General features: G+C 57.3%; 26 protein-coding genes and 2 pseudogenes. 17 read left to right on the top strand and 11 right to left on the bottom strand.

The features are described from left to right. The first annotated feature begins 224 nt into the window (after positions 1-224). The 5 genes from JCM12296_RS08670 to serA all read left to right on the top strand — a co-directional run bounded on the left by JCM12296_RS08670 (position 225) and on the right by serA (position 3,431). Complete coding sequence (locus JCM12296_RS08670; RefSeq protein ID WP_054691584.1) at positions 225-875, top strand: MFS transporter; 651 nt, start codon at positions 225-227, stop codon at positions 873-875. Next, positions 788-1,522, top strand: a complete 735-nt coding sequence (locus JCM12296_RS08665) for an MFS transporter (RefSeq protein WP_172683817.1) — start codon at positions 788-790, stop codon at positions 1,520-1,522. The genes JCM12296_RS08670 and JCM12296_RS08665 overlap by 88 nt, the downstream gene beginning before the upstream one ends. Next, entirely contained in the window at positions 1,516-1,641 is a 126-nt protein-coding gene (locus JCM12296_RS47245; RefSeq protein ID WP_281491962.1) for a hypothetical protein, read from the top strand. Before JCM12296_RS08665 ends, JCM12296_RS47245 begins: the two co-directional genes overlap by 7 nt. 207 nt (positions 1,642-1,848) lie before the next feature. Beyond that, on the top strand, positions 1,849-1,992 hold the full coding sequence (locus JCM12296_RS48960; protein WP_306303988.1) for a hypothetical protein: 144 nt from the start codon (positions 1,849-1,851) through the stop codon (positions 1,990-1,992). Then, positions 1,989-3,431 carry a phosphoglycerate dehydrogenase gene (gene serA, locus JCM12296_RS08660; RefSeq protein ID WP_306303992.1) on the top strand — a complete coding sequence of 481 codons (1,443 nt, stop codon included), beginning with the start codon at positions 1,989-1,991 and terminating at the stop codon, positions 3,429-3,431. Before JCM12296_RS48960 ends, serA begins: the two co-directional genes overlap by 4 nt. 221 nt (positions 3,432-3,652) lie before the next feature. Here the strand turns inward: serA and JCM12296_RS08655 are convergent, their stop codons facing one another. The 4 genes and pseudogenes from JCM12296_RS08655 to JCM12296_RS47240 all read right to left on the bottom strand — a co-directional run. After that, a complete protein-coding gene (locus JCM12296_RS08655; protein ID WP_054691579.1) occupies positions 3,653-4,366 on the bottom strand; it encodes a fumarylacetoacetate hydrolase family protein in 714 nt (237 codons plus the stop codon). Then, the gene (locus tag JCM12296_RS43870) at positions 4,363-7,989 is read right to left on the bottom strand and encodes an SDR family NAD(P)-dependent oxidoreductase (RefSeq protein WP_054691576.1); all 3,627 of its coding nucleotides are present in this window, start codon (positions 7,987-7,989) and stop codon (positions 4,363-4,365) included. Before JCM12296_RS43870 ends, JCM12296_RS08655 begins: the two co-directional genes overlap by 4 nt. Positions 7,990-8,279: 290 nt before the next feature. Further along, on the bottom strand, positions 8,280-8,954 hold the full coding sequence (locus JCM12296_RS43865; RefSeq protein ID WP_246804084.1) for an acyltransferase domain-containing protein: 675 nt from the start codon (positions 8,952-8,954) through the stop codon (positions 8,280-8,282). Positions 8,955-8,991: 37 nt separating this feature from the next. Further along, positions 8,992-9,234 (bottom strand): annotated as a pseudogene (locus JCM12296_RS47240) (hypothetical protein); the annotation flags it as partial. Positions 9,235-9,243: 9 nt separating this feature from the next. Between JCM12296_RS47240 and JCM12296_RS43860 the strand changes: the two are divergent. Next, positions 9,244-9,423, top strand: a complete 180-nt coding sequence (locus JCM12296_RS43860; protein ID WP_246804083.1) for a hypothetical protein — start codon at positions 9,244-9,246, stop codon at positions 9,421-9,423. On the opposite strand, the gene JCM12296_RS43855 is transcribed toward JCM12296_RS43860, so the two are convergent. Both JCM12296_RS43855 and JCM12296_RS43850 read right to left on the bottom strand, forming a co-directional pair. Next, a complete protein-coding gene (locus JCM12296_RS43855) occupies positions 9,420-9,773 on the bottom strand; it encodes a ketoacyl-synthetase C-terminal extension domain-containing protein (RefSeq protein WP_157067478.1) in 354 nt (117 codons plus the stop codon). The genes JCM12296_RS43860 and JCM12296_RS43855 overlap by 4 nt on opposite strands. Beyond that, on the bottom strand, positions 9,665-11,008 hold the full coding sequence (locus tag JCM12296_RS43850; protein WP_054691569.1) for a beta-ketoacyl synthase N-terminal-like domain-containing protein: 1,344 nt from the start codon (positions 11,006-11,008) through the stop codon (positions 9,665-9,667). Before JCM12296_RS43850 ends, JCM12296_RS43855 begins: the two co-directional genes overlap by 109 nt. Before the next feature lie 193 nt (positions 11,009-11,201). Here JCM12296_RS43850 and JCM12296_RS08625 point away from each other — a divergent pair, with 193 nt between their 5' ends. Next, positions 11,202-11,522: a hypothetical protein gene (locus JCM12296_RS08625; RefSeq protein WP_054691567.1), complete on the top strand. Its 321-nt coding sequence runs from the start codon at positions 11,202-11,204 to the stop codon at positions 11,520-11,522. Continuing rightward, positions 11,519-11,788 carry a hypothetical protein gene (locus JCM12296_RS08620; protein ID WP_054691566.1) on the top strand — a complete coding sequence of 90 codons (270 nt, stop codon included), beginning with the start codon at positions 11,519-11,521 and terminating at the stop codon, positions 11,786-11,788. Before JCM12296_RS08625 ends, JCM12296_RS08620 begins: the two co-directional genes overlap by 4 nt. A 166-nt stretch (positions 11,789-11,954) precedes the next feature. Here JCM12296_RS08620 and JCM12296_RS08615 read toward each other — a convergent pair whose 3' ends face one another. Next, entirely contained in the window at positions 11,955-13,361 is a 1,407-nt protein-coding gene (locus JCM12296_RS08615) for a PfaD family polyunsaturated fatty acid/polyketide biosynthesis protein (RefSeq protein WP_054691565.1), read from the bottom strand. A 14-nt stretch (positions 13,362-13,375) separates the two neighbouring features. On the opposite strand from JCM12296_RS08615, the gene JCM12296_RS50305 reads away from it, so the two are divergent. Continuing rightward, a complete protein-coding gene (locus JCM12296_RS50305; RefSeq protein WP_157067477.1) occupies positions 13,376-13,513 on the top strand; it encodes a hypothetical protein in 138 nt (45 codons plus the stop codon). 113 nt (positions 13,514-13,626) lie between these two features. On the opposite strand, the gene JCM12296_RS08610 is transcribed toward JCM12296_RS50305, so the two are convergent. From JCM12296_RS08610 to JCM12296_RS08600, 4 genes and pseudogenes are all read right to left on the bottom strand, one after another. Next, the gene (locus tag JCM12296_RS08610; RefSeq protein ID WP_054691563.1) at positions 13,627-14,433 is read right to left on the bottom strand and encodes an HD domain-containing protein; all 807 of its coding nucleotides are present in this window, start codon (positions 14,431-14,433) and stop codon (positions 13,627-13,629) included. 11 nt (positions 14,434-14,444) lie between these two features. Beyond that, entirely contained in the window at positions 14,445-14,582 is a 138-nt protein-coding gene (locus tag JCM12296_RS48955) for a tyrosine-type recombinase/integrase (protein ID WP_157067476.1), read from the bottom strand. 20 nt (positions 14,583-14,602) lie between these two features. Beyond that, a complete protein-coding gene (locus JCM12296_RS08605) occupies positions 14,603-15,361 on the bottom strand; it encodes a tyrosine-type recombinase/integrase (RefSeq protein ID WP_157067475.1) in 759 nt (252 codons plus the stop codon). Between the two features lie 3 nt (positions 15,362-15,364). Continuing rightward, positions 15,365-16,482: pseudogene (locus tag JCM12296_RS08600) on the bottom strand (M24 family metallopeptidase). Between the two features lie 204 nt (positions 16,483-16,686). On the opposite strand from JCM12296_RS08600, the gene JCM12296_RS08595 reads away from it, so the two are divergent. The 8 genes from JCM12296_RS08595 to JCM12296_RS08565 all read left to right on the top strand — a co-directional run bounded on the left by JCM12296_RS08595 (position 16,687) and on the right by JCM12296_RS08565 (position 24,182). Further along, positions 16,687-17,076 (top strand): thioesterase, FlK family, encoded by a 390-nt coding sequence (locus JCM12296_RS08595; protein WP_054691559.1) that lies wholly within the window; start codon positions 16,687-16,689, stop codon positions 17,074-17,076. 82 nt (positions 17,077-17,158) lie between these two features. After that, positions 17,159-17,815, top strand: coding sequence for an isoprenoid biosynthesis glyoxalase ElbB (elbB, locus tag JCM12296_RS08590; protein WP_054691556.1), 657 nt, complete (start codon positions 17,159-17,161; stop codon positions 17,813-17,815). A 16-nt stretch (positions 17,816-17,831) separates the two neighbouring features. Further along, positions 17,832-19,199 carry an aldehyde ferredoxin oxidoreductase family protein gene (locus JCM12296_RS43840; protein ID WP_246804081.1) on the top strand — a complete coding sequence of 456 codons (1,368 nt, stop codon included), beginning with the start codon at positions 17,832-17,834 and terminating at the stop codon, positions 19,197-19,199. Continuing rightward, positions 19,106-20,251 (top strand): aldehyde ferredoxin oxidoreductase C-terminal domain-containing protein, encoded by a 1,146-nt coding sequence (locus JCM12296_RS43835; protein WP_246804080.1) that lies wholly within the window; start codon positions 19,106-19,108, stop codon positions 20,249-20,251. The genes JCM12296_RS43840 and JCM12296_RS43835 overlap by 94 nt, the downstream gene beginning before the upstream one ends. 50 nt (positions 20,252-20,301) lie before the next feature. Further along, the gene (locus JCM12296_RS08580; protein ID WP_054691554.1) at positions 20,302-21,456 is read left to right on the top strand and encodes an iron-containing alcohol dehydrogenase; all 1,155 of its coding nucleotides are present in this window, start codon (positions 20,302-20,304) and stop codon (positions 21,454-21,456) included. 15 nt (positions 21,457-21,471) lie between these two features. Then, the gene (locus JCM12296_RS08575) at positions 21,472-22,656 is read left to right on the top strand and encodes an iron-containing alcohol dehydrogenase (RefSeq protein WP_218188018.1); all 1,185 of its coding nucleotides are present in this window, start codon (positions 21,472-21,474) and stop codon (positions 22,654-22,656) included. Positions 22,657-22,729: 73 nt separating this feature from the next. Beyond that, positions 22,730-23,230, top strand: coding sequence for a xanthine phosphoribosyltransferase (gene gpt / locus JCM12296_RS08570; protein WP_054691552.1), 501 nt, complete (start codon positions 22,730-22,732; stop codon positions 23,228-23,230). Positions 23,231-23,237: 7 nt separating this feature from the next. Next, a complete protein-coding gene (locus tag JCM12296_RS08565) occupies positions 23,238-24,182 on the top strand; it encodes a DUF3192 domain-containing protein (protein ID WP_054691550.1) in 945 nt (314 codons plus the stop codon). The last annotated feature ends 29 nt before the right edge of the window (positions 24,183-24,211 follow it).

Genomic DNA, 24,211 nt, shown 5'->3' with positions numbered 1-24,211 from the left:
CGGCATTCCCAAAATGAACGTTATGCTCGGTGATCATCGGAAGAGGGCTCCCCTAATGGTTTGCGATAGTTTGATGAAGAACATGCATCTCTTTCATAAAATCCGCTTTTTTTCAATCCTGGTCACATGGTATTGAGTGCCCATCTATTAAGTGTCCACCTTAGGATAACGCCGAGATTGGGTTTTTTCCGAAGCCGTCAAAAGAAACCGAGAATGCGCGCGCAATGAACAACAACAAATGGATTTCCTTCATGCTGGTCGCCACCGGTGTCTTCATGACCACCATGGACAGCAGCATCGTCAATATTGCCCTGCCGGTCATCATGGAAGAGCTCCACGCCCCCTTTGAAACCATCCAATGGATCGTGGTCATTTATCTGTTGACCATCTCTTCCACCCTGCTGGCGTGCGGTCGCCTTTCCGACATCAAGGGCCGGCGCTGGGTCTATTGTTACGGATTCATCGGATTCACCTTGGGCTCGATGTTCTGCGCCGCTGCCGGGCAGGCCTGGCAGTTGGTTCTGGCCCGTTCGTTCCAGGGACTTGGCGCGGCAATGATCATGGCCTGTTCACCGGCTCTGGTGGTGGATACCTTTCCGGTCAGGGAACGGGGGCAGGCCCTCGGATTGGTGGCGACCGTCGTGGCCAGCGGCCTGACGGCCGGACCGGCACTCGGCGGACTGATTCTGGCCCATCTTTCTTGGCGGTTCATTTTCTTGCTGAACATTCCCATCGGTATCGTTGCGGTCTTCGCCGCCCGCCGAATTCTTCATCGTACGGCTGCGACGTGGCCACCGGAGAGCCTTTTGACGGATTCGGCGCCGCTTTTCTGGTGGTTTTCCTGTTCAGCTGGATGGCGTGGATGCTGCATGTGAACAAGTGGCCGCTCAGTTCCTATCGCATGCTTGCCCTGGCGGTTGCGGCCATTGCCGGATTGCTTCTTTTGGTTCGGGCGGAACGCAAGTGTTCCTATCCGATCATTGATGGCGGGATTTTAAAAAACCGCTTTTTCATCCTATCCGTCATCTGTGCGGTGATCCTTTTTTCAGGCCTCTTCAGCATTATGTTTCTCATGCCCTTTTACCTGATGCGACCGGCCGGACTCAGCGCCCAGGCCGCCGGTTACCTGATGATGGTGCCGTTCGTGTTCCTTTTCTTTTTGAGTCCGTTGTCCGGATGGCTGTCCGATCGGATCGGATCCCGGGTGCTCTGCTTTGCCGGCATGGGCATGCTGACCACGGCATTGATCACCTTCACCGACCTTTTCCCCTCCACCGGACTTTTACCGGAGATTTGGCGTCTGTGCCTTGCCGGTGCCGGTGTGGCCATTTTTTGCCGGCTTACAATGCATCGGCCATGGGATCGGTCAGTGCGCAAAAAAGGGGAATCGCGTCGGGCACGATCGCCGCGGCACGGAATTTCGGCATGGTTATCGGTGTGGCGCTCTCAGGCGGGATTTTCAGCCATGCCTTCAGCCGCCTCAGCCACGGCGCCAATGCGACTTTGTATACGCCGATGTTGAAACCGGCATTCCTGCAAGCCTTTCATGATGCCATGCTGGCGGGTGCCGCCTGGGTTGCCGTGGGCTGGCTGCTCACGCTTTTCCGCGGCGATGCCTCCCCGGATTCGTCGTCAAATTGATGAAATCGTCAATTCCGGGGCCAAGGACTTCCTGTTTGTACCCAAAACAATCCATAACGATCGGTAAACAAAAATAAAATCAGATTTGATGAAATACGCATTTTCAGCCTTGCGGCTTGACTTTCCATCGAAAATCAATGAAGAATACCGGGTTCGGGACGATCGACCCAAAATAGCGAACCCGTGGATGGGAAGGAGGAGAAACAGATGTTCAAGGTGTTGGTCAGCGATGCCCTCGGTGATGCCGGGATTCAGATCTTCCGCGATCAGGCGGGCATTGACGTTGAGGTCAAGACAGGCTTGGCTCCCCAGGAGCTGAAGGCGATTATCGGCGATTACGATGCTTGGTGATTCGCAGTGCCACCAAGGTGACCGAGGAGATACTGGCGGCCGGCAAGAAACTGAAAGTGGTCGGACGTGCCGGGATCGGCTTGGATAACGTGGATATCCCTGCCGCCACCAAACGCGGGGTGGTGGTCATGAATACCCCCACCGGCAATGTGGTAACCACGGCCGAACATGCCATCGCCATGATGATGGCCCTTACGCGCAACATCCCCCAGGGCACCCTGTCCCTGAAAGCCGGCCGCTGGGACAAGAAAAAACTGCAGGGGCGGGAAGTATACAACAAAATCCTGGGTGTGGTGGGGTTCGGCAAAATTGGCTCCATCGTTGCCGACCGGGCCAAGGGATTGCGCATGCAAGTGGTGGTTTACGATCCATTCGTCACGCCGGAACAGATCGAGAAATCCGGTTTTGAAAGCGTCACCCTGGATGAACTCTATGCGCGCGCCGATTATATCACCGTTCATGTGCCCAAGCTGAAGGAAACCACCGGCCTATTGAATAAGGCGGCCTTTGATAAAATGAAGGATGGCGTGATGATCGTCAATTGCGCCCGGGGGGGCATTGTGGATGAAGATGATCTGCAAGCAGCCATTCAATCGGGAAAGGTGGCCGGCGCGGCCCTGGACGTCTTTGAAACCGAACCGCCGGGCGAGTGTCGCCTGGTCGAAATGGATCGTTTGATCTGTACCCCCCACCTGGGCGCATCAACCCGGGAGGCCCAAACCAACGTGGCCGTTGCCGTTGCCCACCAGATCATCGACTATCTGATCGACGGTACGGTCGTCAATGCGGTGAATGTCCCCTCGGTGGCTGGCGACCTTCTGAAGAAAATCGGCCCCTATATGCAGGTGGGCGATCGCATGGGCTGCCTGCAGGCCCAATTGGCCAGCGGCCCGGTCAAAGCGGTGACTATTGAATATACCGGTGATTTCAAGGGAATGGATATGGCGCCGGTCTCGACGGCGGTTCTGAAGGGATTGCTGACCCCCATGGTCAAGGACGCGGTCAATTTCGTCAACGCCCCCAGCGTTGCCCGCGAGATGGGAATTAAAGTCACCGAGTCCACCATCCCGGAAGCCGAGGATTACACCCATTTGATCACGTTGCGCGTGAACACCGATGCCGGTGAGAACCTGGTGGCCGGAACGATTATCGGTCGCAGCGATCTGAAGGTGGTCAAAATCAATGATTTCCGCCTGGAACTGGTTCCCGAGGGCCATATTTTATTGATCTTCAATCAGGACCGACCGGGTGCCATCGGTGGGATTGGCACCACCCTGGGCAAGCACAACATCAACATCGGCCGCATGCAAGTGGGGCAGGACAAGGATGGTGATCACAACATCATTTTCCTGCAAACCGACACCCCGGTCCCGCCCGAGGTGCTCGACACCCTGCGTTCGGCGAACATGGTCAACTCCGTAACGCCATTGGAATTGTAGTCGTCACAAAAAAAGGGCGGGATTTCCCCGCCCTTTCTCAGGCTCTTAAACCTGATAGACTCGTAAAAAGTTGCATTTCAGACGGATTCGTAAAAAGCCCGAGATCAAGGCTTGCGAATCCCGAGGAATGAAGCGTACTTTTGCGTACTCCGCAGTGACGAGGGATGAAGCGTAACGCCGATATCGGGCTTTTTACGAATCCGTTAAACCTCAAATAAGCATCAAACCGTTTCGTCAACCACGTGGTTTTTCAATACACCAATCCCCTCGATCTCCACTTCCACCACGTCACCATGGCTCAAGGGCCCCACGCCCGACGGCGTGCCCGTGAGGATGATATCCCCTGGCATCAGGGTGAAATTTTTTGAGACAAAGGCGATAATCTCGGGAATCTTGAAGATCATCTGGCTGGTGTTGCTTTCCTGAACGGTCTTCCCATTGAGCCGGCAGCGAATGTCCAGGTGATGCGGGTCGTGAAGATCCTGGGGCAGAACGACCTGCGGGCCGATGGGACCGAAGGTGTCCAGGGATTTACCGCGGTACCAGCCGGAGCGGTCCCCGTTCTGAAGATTCCGCTGACTGACGTCGTTCATGCAGGTGTAACCGAGAATTTGATCGAGGGCTTTTTCCTGCGGAACGTTTTTGCAGCGTTGGCCGATAATCAGTGCCAGTTCGGCTTCATAATCGGTGCGCGGATTTCTGAATCCATAGGATTTGAGGAAGCGTGGAATCACGATGGTGTCATCCGGACCGATCAACACATTGGGTGTCTTGGGAAAAAGCACCGGCTCGGAAGGGATTTCGTCGGTGAATCCCTTGACCTTGACCGAGACACTTTCGGCAATGTGGGCACGATAGTTTAACCCCAAGGCGATCAGCTTGGTCGGCTGGACGGAATAGGTTTCGGAACGGTTTTTAATGGGCAAGGTAATCATGCCGGGTCTCCTTTGACAGCAGGGGACATCCCGTTGTTGCGAAAGGCATGGATGAGGTTCGCGTCCACCGTGGCTTCGTAACCTTCCAGGGTGGCCACCACCTGGCCCGCTTCATCCAGGAAGGTGAAGTCGGCCACCATTTTGCGATGGTGATGGGCCGTGACGGTCATCACGGCGCTGACACCGCTTTGCGGGAACGACGGTCGATACTGCCGGTAGGCTCTGGCATAGCTGGGCAGGCAGACACTGCCGGTCTGATCAAAACACCATAAAATGGCCATCTGAAAAGCGCCGTCCAGAACCATGGGATCGGCGTTCCAGTGTTCGCGGATGGGGTCCTCCATCCAGGTTTCCGGTGTTGGGGCGGCAATCAGGCGGGCCGTCATGCCGTGATCGGAATAGGCGTCGATGGATTGGATGGCCCGCAATTGGTCACCGTGGAAAAGGATATCGCCGTAAATGGTATCCAACGGATGGGGATAGGGCCGGCTGCCATTATTGCCATTGGCCTTAAAGGGCGGCGCTGCGGGAAGATGATCCACCAGAAGGGCTTTGGCCCGGGAATGGATCACATCCTTGCCGTGTTTCACACCATTGCGCAGTTCCACGTCAACCTGCCAGGCACCCTCCGTTGCTTGGGCCTTGCCGGCCATCAGGCGCACCAACTTATCTCCCGTTTCAACACGGATACCGCTAAGCAGCCGGAAATCATCGATCCCGTGCAAACAATAACCGGGGTTGCCCTTAAGGGCACCATGACCGATCCATTCGGATATCAACGCAAAGGGCACCACCGGCCGGCCATCGATAATGTGGGACGACAGCACGGGATAACGTTTCAAGTTGACTTCCCGCCGTTCCAGCAAGGCCAGGGAATCCGTCGATGCGGTGCTCTCGGTGGTCAGCATGCTGCCGATGATCACTTCCACCGGACGTGGATCGGCATTTTTCATCTCCGCCACCATCATGGCGGCGCCCACATCCAGTGGAATCAGGTCGATCTGTTTGTCGGCAAAGGCCTTTTTCAGGGACGATGTCACCATGCCGCCATCCCACGGCCCCCAGTTGATGGCCGTGACATGGCAATGACCGCGCCGCAACGCTTCCCGGCGGGCCAGCTTGTTGAGCACTTCATTGGCCATGGCATAGTCACATTGTCCGATATTCCCCGTACGGGCACTGACCGAAGAGAAAATCACCAGATGGCGGAGATCATCCGATTCCATGGCGGCCAGCACATTTTTCAACCCATCGACTTTAGTGGCATAGACCTCGCGGAATTGATCCACGGTTTTATCGCGAATCAACCGATCGTGGAGCACACCGGCACCATGAATCAGTCCCCGGATGGGGCCCATCTGGCTGCGGATCGCCGCGATGGTTTTTTTGATGCTTGCGGCATCGGTGACATCCGCACTGAAATACGCGGCCCGCACGCCAGTCGCCTTCAAGGCATCCAAGGCGCGGGTGATAGCCCGGCTGGCGGAATAGGAGCGGTAAACGGCCTCCAGATCCTTGGGGGTCGGCCGTGTTCCGGCAAAGCCATTGGCCGCGATGGCTTTTTTCATGGCCGCCGGTTCTTCAATGCCATCCAGCCAGGCGGGAACGTCGACGGGCGGTGCCGAACGCCCGATCAGCGCCAGGGTCACAGGGTTGGAACGGGCCAGGGCCAGACCACAGGCGGCCGTGACGCCCCGCGCCCCGCCGGTGACCACCACGACATCATTTTTTTCCAAATGTATGTCGCCTTCAACGACCTCGGCCGGAACGGGAAAGAGTGTCAACCGATGTTGGCCGGATAGCCCGACTTCCGTGGGGTCCCCTTTGGTGACCGTCAGCAGTTCTTCAACCACCAGGCGAGCGGCCGTATCGATATCAGGAATATCCGGCGATAAATCGATGGTTCGGCAAATGACCTTTTCCCACTCGAGGGCGGCGGTTTTCACCAGGCCGCCGAGGGCTCCTTGTTCCGGATCGGAAAAAAGATTTCCGCTAAAACCGAAGGCGCCATCCATTTGACTGACGGATGCAAACAGGGCATCGCCCTCGCTTGCGGCTTGATCGAGTTCGGCGGCGGCATGCTTGGCGGCGATAAATGCCGTTTCAGGATCGACATCCGAGCAAAGGAGCACGCCGGCCGAACCGGTGAAGGTTTCAGGACCGGTGATTTCATCCGGGGTCATCGAACGCGCCGATACGCCATTGGCTTTGAAGTGAGCCACCAATGCCTGGGCCAGGGGAGCGGCCTTGTGGACCACCACCAGATTTCGGTTGGCTGCCAAGCCTATCGGCCTTCCGGCAGGTTTGGATACCCTGATGACATCAACGACCTCACGGGGGATGACGCAATCCGATGAGCCTTGGCCGCAAGGCGATTCAGGTGGAGGAACAACGGACGGCGGCCCGTTGTCCAACGCAGCAGCCGCGTGACCACCCGCCAGGAAATCGCAGATCTGGCCGAGGGTTTTGAGGGTCCCGACCATGTCCGGGGTGACCTGGGGCAGTTGGGGCATGCGCTCTTCCATGGCGGAGAGGATTTCGACGCGCTTGATGGAATCGATGCCCAGATCGGCCTCGATATCCATCTCCAGCCCCAGCATTTCCTGGGGATAACCGGTCAGCTCGGCGACAATGTCGATCAGGGTTTGATGAATGGCCGTGGTATCGGCGGAAGCGGATGGCGCCGCTGCCGGCTTGGTGGCCGGCGCCGCCGAAGGTGCTCCGGCCGAAAGAAAGTCGCAGATCTGACCGAGGGTTTTAAGGGTTCCGACCATGTCCGGGGTGACCTGGGGCAGGTGGGGCATGCGCTCTTCCATGGCGGAGAGGATTTCGACACGCTTGATGGAATCGATACCCAAATCGGCCTCGATATCCATCTCCAGTCCCAGCATCTCCTGGGGATAACCGGTCAGCTCGGCGACAATGTCGATCAGGGTTTGCTGAATGGCCGTGGTATCGGCGGAAGCGGATGGCGCCACTGCCGGCTTGGTCGTCGCCCCCGAGGGCGGTGTTGCCGCAGAAGGCGTGCCGGCCGAAAGAAAGTCGCAGATCTGACCGAGGGTTTTAAGGGTTCCGACCATGTCCGGGGTGACCTGGGGCAGGTGGGGCATGCGCTCTTCCATGGCGGAGAGGATTTCGACGCGCTTGATGGAGTCGATGCCCAGATCGGCCTCGATATCCATCTCCAGTCCCAGCATCTCCTGGGGATAACCGGTCAGTTCGGCGACAATGTCGATCAGCGTGGTCGCGATGGCATCGGTTTTCATCGCCGGTGCCGGATGTTGATCCCCAGCTGGATTCGTCTGAAGCGATGTGGCAATCGATGATGGCTGCACGGGCGTTGCCGGCAAGACGGGTGCTTCGGCCGGTTTGACGGATTCCAATCCTTCGGCAACCGGTACTGCCGCCGTTTCTGAACGCGGGGCCAGGTTTGGCATGGCCAGCCGTGGTGTCCCGCCCATGGTCGATTCAACAAAGAGCCGGGTGCTCTTCATCATCTCTTCGAGGGTGCGGCCGGCCATTGCCTGCGTTTCCAAGAATTTTTGATGGGCCTGGGCGGTCTGCTGATGCAAAGATTGAATCGACTCGAGGCCCTTGCGAACAATGGCCAGGGCGTCGTCCATATGGGAATCCCCATACGCCGATGTTGCCGGAGGAGCAGGATTCGCTCGGGGCATGGATCGCATTTGGGGGGTATCAGGTTGTTTGGGTTTTTGCATGGTATTCATCCGGTTGGCTGGTAATTGCTGTTTCGGCGGATGGTTATTCGTCTCCAGCCTTGGCGCAATGGGGGTCGCTTGAGGAGGGGAGGAAGATGTCGGTTTCGGTTTTTGGGGCGACCGGTAATTGGTTCCCGAAAGGGGAATGACCATTTTAGGCGTCCGTGATTCAGAGGATGGACTTTCCCAGCGGGTCAGGTCGATCCGGGCGCGAGGACGGCCAATTGGGCAAGGACATGGGCGAGGTCGAGCATGCCTGAAGATTTTCCTGCCGAACGGTCCAGGGCCAGCACACAGATCGCGTCCGATGCAAGGGTGGCCCGAACCAGACCGGAAAGAACCGATTTGGGCCCCACCTCAATGAAGGTGCGAACCCCTGCCGAAAACAGGTTCTCGACAATGGGTTGAAACTGAACCGGTGAGGTTAGCTGACGCCCCAACAGGTCGGCGGCCTCGCGGGAATCGCCCGGGTACGGCAATCCGCTAACGTTGGCATAAACCGGGGTCGCGGTCGGTGTGATGGCTGCTTGTGCCACGGCCTGGGAGAATGGCACCTGGGCCGCCTCGACCAGAGGGCTGTGGAATGCGGCCGCAACGGGTAGCTGAACAGATTTGTATCCCTTTTGGATGCAGGCGTCTTTCGCCGCTTCAATGGCTGTTTGCGATCCGGAAAACACCCCTTGCTCAGGACTGTTGATGTTTGCCAGCACCACGTCGGCGAGGTCTTTTTCCAGCTGGCGCAATTCCGCAATCGGTGCTTTGACCGCCAGCATGGATCCCGCATCCCGGTTTTTTCCCGCATCGGCCATCAATCGACCCCGCAGCACTGAGGGAGAGGAGCGTTTCCCGATCGATCCAACCGGCGGCATGCAGCGCCGGCAATTCTCCATAACTGTGGCCGCAGGTAATGTCCGGTTTAACGCCAAAATAATTCAGCACCGTTAACATGGCCAAACTGACCGCACCAATGGCCGGTTGGGCGATATCGGTTTGTCTTAGGGCATTGGCCTGCGCCCCGCGTTGGTCAGCGGAAAGTGCGGGCTGTGGAAAGATGTGCGCCCAAAGTGGCGTTTTTGATTCAATGCTGTCGCTGGCGGCGCTTACGGCGGCCATTGCATCGGGGACGCGGCAGATTAAATCCTTAGCCATATCGGGATATTGGCTTCCCTGACCGGGAAAGAGAAATGCAATTTTGCCGCTCTCCGGGTCCCCGACGCAAAAATAGATCCCCTGTTGCGGGGCCTGGGTGGTCCGAGACGTACCCACGATATCGACGGCGGCTTTGAGCTGCTGCTGGATGGCAGCGCGTTCAAGCCGCAAGTCCAATACCACAACTAAACGGAACGGATCGTCCAGGTTGAATGTTTCCCGGTACCGGCTCGCCAAACCGGCCACCCAGGCGTTGTCCGGGGTTTCATTGAACCGCTTGATGATCGTGGCCAGTTCGTCGGAAATACCGGTGTGCGTGATGCCCGAAAAAGCCAGCAGTTCGACCGTGCCGTCCCAGGCGATTTCAGTTTTGGCGGTTGGTACTCTTCAAGGACGACATGAAAGTTGCTTCCGCCGAATCCAAAAGCGCTCACGCCGCTGCGTCGCGGCTCGCCCTTGGTGCTGAACCAGGGGCGGGGTGCCGTATTGAGGTAAAAGGGGCTGTTCTCAATGTCCAGTTTAGGATCGGGATTTTCCACTTTAAGGTAGGTGGAAGGACCTTGTGATAAAGCGCGAGGCTCGCTTTGATTAATCCGGCCGCTCCGGCCGCCGCTTTGGCATGCCCGATCATGGATTTCACCGACCCTACCGCGCAACGTCGCCCATTGGCGATCATGCCGAAAACACGCTTGAGGGCCTTGAATTCAACTTCATCGCCCACACGGGTGCCCGTTCCATGGGCTTCGAGCAGACCAATGGATGACGGTTCGACACCGGCATTGCGGTAGGCTTCCGTCAGGGCGCGTGCCTGGCCATCGGGGTGCGGCGCATAGATACTCTGGGATTTGCCGTCGCTTGAGGAACCGATCCCGCGAATCAAGGCATATATTCGATCGCCATCGCGTTCGGCATCGGCCAGACGCTTGAGCACCAGAATGCCGATACCCTCACCCAGAACCGTGCCATCGGCCTGGCTGGAGAAGGGACGGGCGTCGCCACTGTGTGACAGCACACCTGTTTTGGAAAAACACATATGCATGAAAATGTCATTCAGCGTGTCGACACCTCCGGTGACGACCATGTTGCTTTTCCCGGTGTACAGCTCCAAAAGTCCCAAATGAATGGCACTCAGGCTGCTGGCACAGGCGGCATCCACGACGCAGTTGGTTCCGCCAAGGTTCAAGCGATTGCAGATGCGGCCCGCAACGACATTGCCCAGCAGTCCGGGAAATGAACTCTCTTGCCAGGGGACATAACAATCGGCGATTTCATCCATAACGGCGGATTTCTGAGCATCGCTGAGCCCCTTGTTTTCCAATGCCCGCCGCCAGAAGGGATGTCCCATCCGTGAACCAAGAGCGATCACGAGTTCCTGGGTGCCCGTCACACCGAGGATGACCGACGTGCGCTGGCGGTCAAACTCGCGGGATTCACCGTATCCGGCATCTTCCAAAGCCATTTTAGCGCCGACCAGGCCCAGCAATTGGGAGGTGTCCGTCGCTTCGATGGCTGCCGGTGGAATCCCGAATTCGGTTGGATCGAAGGGCATCGTCGGCAAGAAGCCACCGCGATTGCAATAGATGTGGTCCGGTCGTTTCGGATCACGATCGTAATAATCATTCAACTGGCAGTGGCTGGCGGGGGGATCGGTAATACAATCGATTCCATTGAGTAAAACCCGCCAATACGCCTTGAGATTCTCCGATTGGGCGAACATGCCCCCCATCCCGATGATGGCCACCGGCGGATGGGCAGATTTATTTTTTTCGGTCATTTTAAATTACATGTGGAAGTGAGTTGATAGCAAATAAATAGCGGTAGAGGCTGTCTGAGTCGCCTCTAACCGTTGCCATGGCAGATATAAAAATCAAAGCGTAACTATAGATCAATGCTGGATAAATTACAAGAGCTTGACACCCCTCTTATAACTTGTTAGGTCGGTATAACATCTTAACAGGATAACAAACTTGATTTACTACTATAACAGTCGCGAAATTTCAGATATACTAAAAATCAACCGAGCCCGCTGGAAGCGCTGGTCAAGGGCTTTTTTACCTCCGGACCCCTTGGGTGGACTACAGTCGGGGTATGCGCGCCAATTTGCCTTCAAGGACATATTCAAGGTTTTTCTGGGAGGGCATCTTCTATCACACCAGAAATTGAGCGTGCCCGAAAGTCAGCAGATCCTCAAGGATTTGACACCCTGGCTGAAGAAAAACGGCTATTACGATTTACGATCCAAGGGGGGGCGCCGGCGAATGCAGATCCGAAAAACGGCCTTGGCATGACGCGCATCTTATTTCAGCGCGCATCCACCAAAGCCGCCAAAGCAGCCAAAGCAGCTGTCGCTTTTCGTTATTTGATTCAGCATATCGCTGAGGTAGCGTGCCCTGCTGACGAGGAGACCCTTCAAAAACGGGTGCAGACTGTTGAAGAGACGCTTTTGCCCGATGAAACCGCAGGCACAGAAGCGTTTTATCGGCATCCGGAGACCTATCTGATCAATATTTCGGCGCTTTCACGATGCCTGATCGAAAAACTGATGAACCCGTAGAGAGTAGCATTTCCGACGGATTCGTAAAAAGCCCGAGATCAAGGCTTGCGAATCCCGAGGAATGAGGCGTACTTAGCGTACTCCGCAGTGACGAGGGATGAAGCGTAACGCCGATATCGGGCTTTTTACGAGTCCGGCCGGGCAGGCATGATCCCTTCCGGGGGGATTAAACCTCCAGAAAAAAGTGGCGGATCTGATCCTTTTTGGCCGGTGCCAATAACCCCGGCATCGCCGGAATCGGTACCCCCTGGTTACGTAAATGGTTCAGCCGCATGATCAGTGCCGCACCGTATAGCAAATTCATGGCAATATCGACGGTATTGCGGTTTTCCGGGGGTTCAAGATGGCTGCCTTTGACCCACTCGTTGAAGGCCCCCATGGCTGGCCCGCACCAGATCTGATAATCAATCGCCCGGTCGGCTGCGCCCGTTTTTGCCCACAAGGAGGCCCGACCCAAGTAAGAGCGGAACACGAGGGCCATCTTGTGTTTGGGATCCTTTTCCGCGCGTTCGACCTGGACCGGGTCCCGGCGCATGAAAAAGGCACGCGTATTGGCCCACTCTTCTTCGAAGGTGCATTTCAAGAACGAATTTTCCACCAGTTTTCGCTGGCTTTCGGGGATGTCGGCAAAATCCTCATACGTCCGATAGAGATCGTACAGCTTGGCCCCCCGCATGGAAAACATCGTGCCCCGTTTGAGCACTTGCACCTTTACCCCCATCTCGAACATATCTGCGGCAGGTGCCATGGTGATGTCCGCCTGGCGGGCTTCGGTCAGCATCTTCTTGACCAGCGTCGAGGTGTCGGCCTCCACGCAGGATTGGTTGATCGATCCGGTCAAAATCCAGGCGGCGCCCATGGCAAATGCGGCCGCCGCCGACTCCGGGGTGGCGATTCCACCGGCGAGTCCCACCCGAAGCGGAATGTCCGCGTTGAATTGTGCGGCCATTTCATCGCGCAAGGCCTTCATTGTCGGGAAAAGGCATAATGCCGGGCGGTTATCCGTGTGGCCGCCTGAATCGGCCTCGGCGGTAAGATCCTGGGCAACAGGAATCTGGCGTGCGAGTTCGGCCTGCTCAGCGTTGATTTTACCCTCTTGGATCAGCCGTTGGAGATACTTATGCGCAGGTGGCGAGAAAAATTTGCGGGCCACTTCCTCGCGCGACACTTTGGCGATGATCCGGTTGGGGCAGATAATCCGTCCATTGGCGTCCCGGTGAATGCCATGGAGGCGATACTCCACCAGGGGCGTGGTCAGGTCCAGGTAGGCCGATGCCGAAACCAGGCGGACCTTTTTGGCAATATAAAGATCCACGGTCTTCTGTTCCAGAGCCATGTCATTGGGGCTATGGATGAGGTTGAAACCGTAAGGGCGGGCCCCCAGGTTTGCCTGAAGCGTGTCGATGGCCGTTTCGATCTGATCGATGGAGAGGCCGCCGGCACCGAAGAATCCGATCATACCGGCCCGACCGGCGGCTTCCACCATGGCGGTGGAGGTGATGCCATTGGCCATGGCACCGCAAATATAGGCCAATCTGAGGCCGTGATCGGACCTGAAGCCGGCATCCCCCAACCGTTCCGGTGAAAATGCCGCGCCCAGCCGATGAGGGGATAAACATCCGTATTGCCGGAAGCGTCGTTGGTGAGAGTGGCCTGGCCATCCTGGACCACACCGGGTTGGCCGTCCATATCAACGACATACAGGGGCTGGGCGAGATTGCGTAAGGCCTGCGTCCAGGCGGCGTTTCCGGTTCCGGGCAACTGGCGATCGGCTTTCCAGCAGCCGTGGTTTTTTATCACTGAATTTGATGGATTCAGGGGCATCTATTTGGGTTTCCTTATTCTTTGTGATCCTGAGGGTGGGGGGATGATCCTGAGGACGACAGCTGTGCCAGGACGACCGAAATCGCCTGCTGAACAGACGCATCAGCGGGCAGGGACTGGGCAATCACCTGTAAATTCCCCTGCGTTGCGGCCAGGGCCAACGATTCCGGAAATTGCAGGTCAAATACCCAACTGAGTTGGAGCAGCTTGAAATCGTTGATGCTCTTCATTTCCTTAAAATTGGCCATGCGCTTTTCAAGGATCGCCTTGATAATGGCGGGCGAGCAAATGGGCAGATCACTCAAGTGTTGGACGATGGCTGGCTCGGGACGCTTTCCCATCCGGCAATAGTCGGCAAAGACTTTCCAGATGTCCAATTTGTCCGCATCACGGATGAGCCGCATGAAAAACGTGTTTTCTTCCGGTTTGTTGCCGGGCAGGGAAGGGGCGTTGTGAAAACGGACCGCATCCATGATGATCGATCGGTCCGCCATTGGCAGATCATTGAGGATGCCTGTCGTCTCGAGGATATCAACCGACAAGGCGGCATGGTTGACCGACAGACGGTCATTGAAGGTGCCGAAACGCCGGAATTGTTCAAAACGGCCGAGATCGTGAAACAAACCAATGGCTTCGGCCAAGCCTAGCTGGCGTGCGGACAGGCCCATCGTTTTTCCCAAATGGACGATGATTTCGCAGACTCTTCGCGTATGCGCGATTTTCAGGCTGTGTGCACCGTCGGCGGAAGGATCACCACTCAGAAACGAACGACTATACGTGTCGAACCAACGCTTTAAGGTGTTTACCGGATCGATAGGCATGATGGGACGTTCTATCCTCGTGGGTGGTATTTTTTGTGGGCTTCCAGAAGTTGCCGCTGCGCCACGTGGGTGTAAATTTGGGTGGTGGCGATATCGGCGTGGCCGAGCATCATTTGGACGGCTCGCAGATCGGCCCCGCCTTCCAGCAAATGCGTGGCAAAAGAGTGCCTTAGGCTATGAGGCTAAGCTTTTTCTTTAACCCGCATTGCCGTCCATAGCGGCCGATCAGATGCCAGAAACTCTGGCGGGTCATGGCACCGCCCCGTCGGGTGACGAACAGCGCCGTGCTGGCCCGGCCTTTCAAAAGCAACGGTCGCGCCTGTATCAAATAATCGCGGATGGCCGATAGAGCGATTCGGCCCACCGGCACCACGCGCTCCCTGGCCCCCTTGCCGAATACCCGAACGAAGCCCCCTTCCAGGTTGATCCCGTTCATCTCCAGCTGAATCAGTTCCGAGACTCGCAGACCGGCACCGTAAAGGAGCTCCAGCATGGCCACGTCACGCAATCCCTCGGGCTTGCTGCGGTCGGGTGTGCCGAGCAGGCACTCCACATCGCCTACCGTCAAGACATCGGGAAGATGAAGGCCGGTTTTGGGAAGATCGATCTGTTGGGCCGGATTTTGATCGATGATCCGTTCCTGAGCCAGATATTTGAAAAACCCCCGCAGGCTGACCAGGTGACGGGCCCGCGAGCGGGCACTGAGCCCCGCTTCGCGCAAGGCAATGAGGTAGCGCAGGAGGACCGCCGTGTCAATGGCCGAGACGTCGGCGACGTTCCGTTCTTTCAAATATTCACCAAAGCGAATCAGATCCGCGCTATAGGCGGTGATGGTTTTTTCGCTGAGGCCTTTCTCGATGGCGAGGAAGGTCAGGTATTGGTCCATGTGATGATCATAACCGTCAAGCCCGATCTCAAGCCCGGTCATCGATCAAACCTTCAGCAGCGGGTCAAAAGGGGTTGGATCATTGAGTACATCGGCACCCTGATCACGAACAACAACCTGATTTTCCATGCGGATCCCTCCCCATCCGGGTAGGTAGATCCCCGGCTCCACGGTGACGATCATGCCGGTTTCCAGGCGTTCGTCACGGATTGGGCTCAAGCGCGGCGCCTCATGGATGGCCAGTCCGGTGCCATGTCCCAGGCTGTGGCCGAATTTGCCGGCAAATCCGTTTTGTCGATATGATCCCTGGCGATGCTATCGATCGCCATGCCGCCAACCCCGGCGCGGATGGCGGCCGTGGCTTTGTCCCGCGCTTCGACCACCGTATCAAAGACCTTTTTGAAGCGGTCATCCAAGTGCCCCAGGATCACCGTTCGCGTGGTGTCCGAGCAATACTGGTCCAAGCGCACCCCCCAGTCGAACAGGATCGGCTCTCCGGTCTTCAACTGGCGATCGCTGGGGATGGCATGCGGCGAGGCGCTGTTTGGGCCCGAGGCAACAATCACCGGAAAGGAGAGGCCTTCGGCGCCCGCTTCACGCATGGCCTTTTCCATGGACCAGGCGACCTCCTTTTCGGTCAAGCCTGGGCGAAGGTCGGCCAAGACCTTGGAAAAGGCGTTCTCGGCGAGGCGAAGTGCCCGAATGGTCCGCTCGATTTCGTCTTCGCTTTTGATTTTGCGCAGATTTTCGACCGTGTTTTCCGTGGGGATCAATTCGGCTGATGGGGTTTGTCCGGCCAATGCCTTGGACAAGGCGGCATGCTGCTTGTGGGAAATACGGACACTCTCGAATCCCAGCCGGCGGGCCCCAAGAGACTCGACAATCTCCGGCAGGACCTGTTCGAGGCCTTGCTTGTAAATCACAATTTCGTATCCGTTGGCTTCGCTTTGGGCTTGCAGATCGAAACGGCTGTCAGTGGCCAGCACCAGTTGATCGGCGCTGATAACCAGTGCTCCCGCGGATTCGTCAAACTGCGTGTCCTCACCGGTGTACCCACTTAAGTAAAACCGGTTTTCCTGAACGAGGATCAAAATGGCATCCAGGTTTTCTTTGGTCAGGATCGATCGAATCGCCGCGATACGGCTTGCAATGATAGGTTCCACGAACACTCCTTTGCGTAGACGGACCTCTTTTCATAGACGGATCTCTTTTCATAGACGGATCTGTCGGATGTGCAATTCATTGACAGGGTTGTTCCTCTTTATTATGATCAGAACGACTTTTCAAGCCACGCCCGTGTAAATCAACCCCTTCATCTTCTATGCTTCGGGGCTTTTTGCTTGCCCGCGAGATCTTCGGAGGTTTGCATGAACATTCATACCCATCGTTGTATTGATCAGGTTCTGTGCGGCAAACCGTTGATGGTGGAAAACGGGTCCAGTTTGGTCGAATTGGTCACCACATCCCAGATGGCGGCCGATCAATACGGACTGGTTCATGGCGGGTTCATTTTCAGCGCAGCCGATTATGCGGCCATGATCGCGGTCAATGACCCTAACGTGGTTCTCGGCGCATCGGAGGTGAAATTCCTGAAGCCGGTGCGGGCCGGGGATGTTCTTCACATCAAGGCCCGTGTGCAGGAGATCAAAGGCAAGAAATACTGGGTTTCCGTCAGTGTGACCAAAGGACAGGAAGATGTGTTTCAGGGCATGTTTACCTGTTTTGTTTTGGAAAAGCATGTTTTGGCCTCGACCTGACGGGTGGACGGTGGACCGCCCAAGGTGTCTGATGAAACCATCTTGGTTTAAAAATACTTTTTAAGATTGGAGGGATAAGACAATGACACATCGCGTTGGGGTGCTGCTCTCCGGTTGCGGCGTATTCGACGGTTCGGAGATTCACGAAGCGGTGCTGACCCTTTTGTTTCTGGACCGAAAAGGCGCCAAGGTCCAATGCATGGCACCGGATATGGATCAGTTGCACGTGGTCAACCACCTGACCCAAACGCCCAGCGACGAAAAACGCAACGTTCTGGTGGAATCCGCGCGCATCGCCAGGGGAGACATCAAGGATGTGGCCGCGATTCGCGCCGATGACATCGATGCGCTGATTATCCCCGGCGGATTTGGAGCGGCCAAGAACCTCAGCGACTTTGCCGTCAATGGCCCGGAGGCGACGGTTCATCCCGAGGTGCAGCGGCTGCTTGACGAATTGGCGGATCAATCCAAACCGATCGGTGCCATCTGTATCGCGCCGGCAACCCTGACCCGTGCGTTGGGGCGTCGTTCTCCGCAAGTGACCATCGGCAACGATATCGGAACCGCCGATGCCATCCAAACCATGGGGGGCACGCATACGGTTTGCAGCGTCGATGACATCTGCGTGGACGAAAAAAATCGCCTGGTGACCACGCCGGCGTACATGCTCGGCCCGGGCATCAAGGATGTGGCTGTGGGTATCGAGAAATTGGTCGAGAAGGTGCTGTCCCTATGCTGAACAATGGATCCAGTCGATGAAATCCATTGTCGGAACCAGCAACCGGATCATCGAAATCAATTTGTCCACCGCATCCATCCAAGCGTTTCAAGTGGGCGATGACGATCGCCGGCAATACCTGGGCGGCGCGGGACTCGGCCTGAAACTGCTCTACGAGCGGATGACGCCGGGCGTCGACCCGTTGGGCGAGGAAAACTGGCTGGCCTTCATGATGGGTGTGCTGATGGGCACCGGCGCACCCTGCAGCGGCCGTTTTGCCGCAGTGACAAAATCGCCCCTGACCGGTATCATGCTCACGGCGACCTGCGGCGGGCCCTTTGGCATGGCCTATAAAACCTCAGGTTACGATGGCCTTTTGGTTACCGGTTGCGCCGCCACACCGGTGGTTGTGGAGATCGACGGCGATGGCGTCAACATCGAGGATGGCCGCCACCTGTGGGGGCTGGACACCCGCGAAACCCAACAACAGTTGAACCTGAACCGCAATGACGGCGCCCTGGTCATCGGCCCGGCCGGTGAGAACCAGGTGCTGTTTGCCAGTGTGGCCTCCGGAACCCGCTTTATCGGGCGGGGTGGGGTCGGTGCGGTCATGGGGGCCAAAGGTATCAAGGCCATCGTGGCGCGGGGTCGGCATTGTAAAATCGTTCCGGCTGATCCCAAACGCTTTGCCGACGCGAAGCGGCGCGCGACACGCGATATCAACAGCAACCCGATCACGGCCGATGATTACCGCAACTTCGGAACGGCCAGTCATGTCAACGGGTGTAATGCCGGGGGCATCCTGCCGGTTTGCAATTTCCACGACGGCAGCCATTCACAAGCGGATCAAGTCTCCGGCGAAACCCTGCGTGAGCGCTATCAGCCCCGTCCCAGCACCTGTAAACCGTGTTCGATCATCTGTGGTCATAAAGGCCGCTTGGCGGATGGGCGTGTCTGCCGGATTCCGGAATATGAAAGCGTCGCACTTCTGGGGCCTAATCTGGGAATCTTTGATCCCGATTTTATTCTTCACATCAACGACCGCTGTGGCCTGTTGGGATTGGATCCCATTTCGGCCGGTGGCGTGCTGGCTTGGTGCATGGAGGCCGGCGAAAAAGGTGTTGTTGAGACTGAATTGAAATTCGGTGTGATCGATGGCATCGAACAAACGCTTGAGGATACGGCCTATCGTCGTGGTTGGGGGGAGCAGTTGGCCGATGGTACCCGGCTGCTGTCGCAACGCTACGGCGGCAGTGCATTCGCCATCCAGGTCAAGGGCATGGAGCTGTCCGGCTATGACCCCCGAGGGGCATGGGGGGTGGGGCTGGCCGATGCAGTGGCCAACCCGAGCGCCTGCCATCATTCGGCCGCTATTTTTTTCTGGAAGTGGTCCTCGGATGGCTGAACCCTTACACCACACGTGCCAAGGCCCGATTCGTTTATTCTTTCGAGAACCTTTATGCGGCAATCCATTCTCTGGTTACCTGCCCGTACACCGCCTACGCCTACCTTTTTGAATCTCCGCTCATCAAATATATGCCCACCTGGCTGATCCGCGCCTGGATGCAATATGTGCCACGGATGGCCACCCGGCTCATGGACGTCCGGCTTTACGTGAAACTTTGGCGCGCGATTACCGGTGAACGGCTAACCCCGCGCCAGTTTCTCAAGGCCGGGGAACGCATCCAGATCCTTGAGCGGTTGATGAATACGGGGGCGGGCATCTCGCGTAAGGACGATACGCTGCCTGGTCGCATGCTGAATGAAGCGCGGCAGAACGACGAAGACGGGCATACGGTTCCCCTGCGCCCCATGCTGGATGACTACTACCTCCTGCGCGGATATGATCTGCATGGCATTCCCACCCGCAAAACCCTGGCACGTCTTGCGATCGAACCCAAATGGACGCTACATAGCGATCCCCGAACGGCCGATTTCAGGATGATCCGGCCTCGTGGGAAGCTGCTTAAAAACGGTTATCTGACCGTCATGTTTTGGTTCGTCGGCCGAGCCGTCGAAGCCTTGGCGCGGTCCGATGGGGAGGCGCGCAAGATTGCCGAGGCCATCCCCAATGGTTTTGCTTTTCGGCTGGGTGTGGCACCGGATGGGCCCTGCATGCTGGTGGGCAAGGATCGGCGCGGAAAACTGCGCTATCTGGGCCGCGATACCGGCGAGCGTTGCATCGATCTCAAACTGACCATCAAAAGCATCGATGCGGCGATGCTGCTTTTTACCTTTCAGGAAGCCACGGTGACGGCGGTGGCGCGCAATCGGTTGACCGTAAGCGGTGACACCGCGATGGCCTGCCGTGTCCTCCGTCTGCTCGATCGGGTGGAGGTCTATCTGTTGCCCAAAGCCTTGGCCCAGCGCGCCGTGCGCCGCTATCCAGATGGGTCGCCCTGGCGTAAGTTCGGGTTGCGGATCTTGATTTACCTGCGCACGGTTTTGGGAATCTGATAGGGCAAGGCACGATGGATGATCAAACGTCGCAAGATGGAGGCTGTGCTGTGCTGCCGCTGGCTGATACAATTTCATTTTTTTCTCCGCTGCAGATCAATTGCGGCCGTCAGGCGCTGTCCCACCTGCCGTTTGAATTGGCGGCGCGTGGCCTTCACGCCCCGCTTGTTCTGGCGGACGGGGAAAAGATCGGCCGTCGGGCCCTCGACAGGGTCGTGGATGCATTCAGGGCTTCCGGCATGATCCTGGGGATTTATGATCGCGTGCCGGATGAACCGGCCCCGGACTTGATTCCTGTCCTTGCCGGGATGTTCCGGGACGGCGCTTGTGACAGCCTGGTGGTGGTGGGCTGCGGCGCCGTGGTGGATACGGCCAAATGCCTCAATCTGTCCGTCTCGGCGTACCCCGCAAGTCAAGGCGATTCGTCGCCGCGGATGTCACCCCTGGTACTGGTGGCAACCCCGGGTGGCAACGGTGACGAGGTTACCGGGTACGCTTTCGACGGGGAACGCCGCATGTCATCAACGGACTTGATTCCTTCCCTCGTGATCATCGATCCGGCCATGATGCCGATGCAAGATGAACGTGGCCTGGTCAATGGCGCACTATTGGCCCTGGTCCATGCCGTAGAGGCGTTTTGCGACGATGGCGTCGGGCCTTCCTGTCATGCGTATGCTCATGCGGCCATCCGTTTGATCATGCAAAACCTGTTAACCGGCCTGCGGTCCTCGTCCCAGCGCAATCAACATCGCTTGGCGGTGGTGAATGGTCAGGTGGCGGCGGGAAGTGCGTTTTTCGCCGCCGGTGCGGGTATCTGCCATGGGTTGGCTTCCCGCTTAAAGGAAACGACTGAATTGCCCACCGGCTTTTTAATGGCCGTGCTGCTGCCGCATCTGATTGAAGTCGCAGCCGATGTTTATACCGGACGGGTTGGGGCGCTGCTCTATTCCATGGCCGGGAGCGATAGCTATGCCGTAACGCACGATGACCTGAAAGTACCCCGGGTCATCGCCCTGGTCTGGGAATTTTTTGAAGCCCTCAACGCCGAATTGGATGACCCGATTCCCGCTTCTTTGGCGGACGCCGGCATTACCCGGGAACAGATTGATCGTGTCCTCTCGCGCTATGATGGTCTGGCTGTTGAAGATGCAGTCAAACGCATCATCGACGGTGCGCTCAAAGGCATCCCCGTAATGGCCGAGTAAATAAGGACTTCAAGGATGTATATACCGGGTTACTATGAATTCCGTTGCTCCGTGAAGACCGTTGCCGGCCACCAGGCACTGGAAGCCATCCCTGGGCTGCTGGAAACGCTGGATGCCCGGCGACCGATGATGATCACGGATAGGGGGGTTGCCCAGGCCGGAATCGTTGCAACGGTTCAAGGTGCCATTGCACCCCAGGTCCAGCCCGCCGCCGTGGATGACAGCGTCCCGCCGGATTCGGACCTTGACGTTGTTTGCCGCCTGGCCGGCATTTACCGGGAAAACGATTGCGATGCCATCCTGGCGGTGGGGGGCGGCTCGGTGTTGGATACAGCCAAGGGGGTCAACATTCTCGTTTCCGAAGACGAGGATGACCTGCGTGCCTTTGAAGGTCATGGCAAACTCACCCGACGCCTCAAGCCACTATTGGCCGTTCCAACGACTGCCGGAACAGGGTCGGAAGTGACGACCGTGGCGGTCATCGCCGATCATGGGAGTAAACGTAAGCTTTTTTTTACCTCGCCGTTTCTATCGCCTGATGCGGCGATCCTCGATCCCCGCATGACCCTGAGCCTTCCGCCGGCCATGACGGCAGCCACGGGCATGGATGCCCTGGCCCACGCCATCGAGGCCTATACCGGCCTGGCCAAGAACCCGCTGAGTGATGCCCACGCGCTGATGGCCATTGAATTGATCGGAAAACACTTGGTCCCGGTGATCGAGACCCCCGATGACGCCGACGGACGCCTGGCCCTGGCGGTTGCCGCCAATCTTGCCGGTGTGGCGTTTTCCAATGCCATGGTAGGGATGGTTCATGCCCTAGGACATGCCGTTGGCGCGGTTTGCGGTGTTCCCCACGGGACCTGCATCGCCATCCTGCTGCCCTATGGGCTGGAATATAACATGCATAAAAACGGGCCGATGACGGCAGAACTTTTGTTGCCGCTGGCCGGGGCCGGTGTGGTGGCCCGAACGCCGGCTCATTTGCGGGCCCGTCAGGTGGTGGCTGTCGTCCGCCAGTTGAACCAACGCCTGCACCAGAAGACCGGCGGCCAGCATGCCCGGTTTCTCAAAGAAGTCAAGGCCGCCGACGGCAGCGCGCCGGTAACCATCGAGATGTTGGAGCCCATTGCCGAAAAGGCACTCGATGATGGCTCGATTTTTACAATCCCGAAGAATTGGACCGGGATGACCTGCTGATGGTGCTGTCCCATGCCTGGGCGGGAACCCCCATTGATCAGGCCCGGGTAAAGAAAGGACGACTGCCGATCCAATGACACGCAGTAAGGCGCGCACGTATAGGCGAACCTATCCCATCTCATGGGAACAGTTGCATCGGGATGCCCGCGCCCTGTCCTGGCGCTTGAACGAAAAAGGCCCCTGGCAGGGGATTGTCGCCATCACCCGGGGCGGACTGGTGCCGGCGGCCATCATTGCGCGGGAACTGGAAATCCGTCTGGTTGACACCATCTGCATCGCAAGCTACGTTGGCCGCAACCAAGGACAAATCGAGGTGCTCAAGTCGGTTGCCGGCGATGGCGATGGTTGGCTTTTGGTCGATGATCTGGTGGATACAGGGAAAACCGCCCGGATCGTTCGGGAAATGGTTCCCAAAGCACACTTTGCCACCATCTATGCCAAGCCGGCCGGTCGGCCTCTGGTGGACACCTTCATGACCGAGGTCAGCCAGGATACGTGGATTCTTTTCCCATGGGATTCGGAAATCCAGTTTGTCCAACCCATCGCCGAACGCCTCCATCAGGAAGGAGCATAACGAGACCATGCGAATCTGGGTGATCATCGCCGCTGCCACCCTCATCATGACGGGGTGTGCCCATTGGAAAATCCAGAAAACGAATGATGCGCTAAAAACCATTGCATCCGGCGAGTCAAAGGAAACGGTTCTGCAACGACTCGGTCCACCGGATTTGCGCCATGACATCGGCGAAAACCGGATGGTTCTTTTTTACCAGACGCATGCGACCCCATCCGATACGCCGCTGAATGAGAGTTATTGTACGGCGGTCGCACTTGAAAACGATCGGGTGGTCGCCATCGGTGATGACCCCACCGAACGCTGGATGCGGGAGGAGGCCGAGCGTATTCGCCAAGCAGATCAGGAGCGCCAGAAAAAGGCGGCGGCCGCAGCAGGCCAGGCACAGGCGGAAGAGGCGCGTCGACGCAAAATCGACGAATTGGAGGCCGCCGTTCGCCCGATTCCACCCACCCATGCAGCGCAGAATTTGAAACTGTACCGTCAGTTGCTCACGCTTGATCCGCAAAATGAGCGTTATCGGAAGAAGGTGGCGGTTTACGAAGAGCGATTGTCCCAACAGAAAAAGCAGCACCCGGCGCCTTTGCCAAAGGCTGTGAAAGCAAAAACAACCGTATCGACGGAGACCGCGTTCGAAACGCGCAATAAACGCCTTCGGCGCTACACCGGCAACGGCACTGCCGAGATCGCCGTTCATGACTTGGGGGGTGGCACACTTTACGTTTGGGTAAAAAATATCAGCCAGCAGGTGATCACCACCTATCCGGACCACTTTACGTTGAAGGACAGAAAGGGCAGGCCCATGGCCTGTAAGGTCAATTCTTCCCTGGACAGCGTACTCGAACCGGGCAACATTTCCCATGGGAAAATTACGTTCGACAAGAATGCCACTCCAGGGGTATTGATTTTCAAGAATAAAGAGGCAGGTCAGATCGTCAAGTCCCTTAAGTGAGTCTCCGCTGAAAGCAAAGACACCCCCGC

This window comes from Desulfosarcina cetonica JCM 12296 (genome assembly GCF_001311845.1).
Taxonomy (GTDB): domain Bacteria; phylum Desulfobacterota; class Desulfobacteria; order Desulfobacterales; family Desulfosarcinaceae; genus Desulfosarcina; species Desulfosarcina cetonica.
The sequence above is the reverse complement of the archived record's forward strand: the minus strand, read 5'-3'. Positions and strand labels throughout refer to the sequence as shown.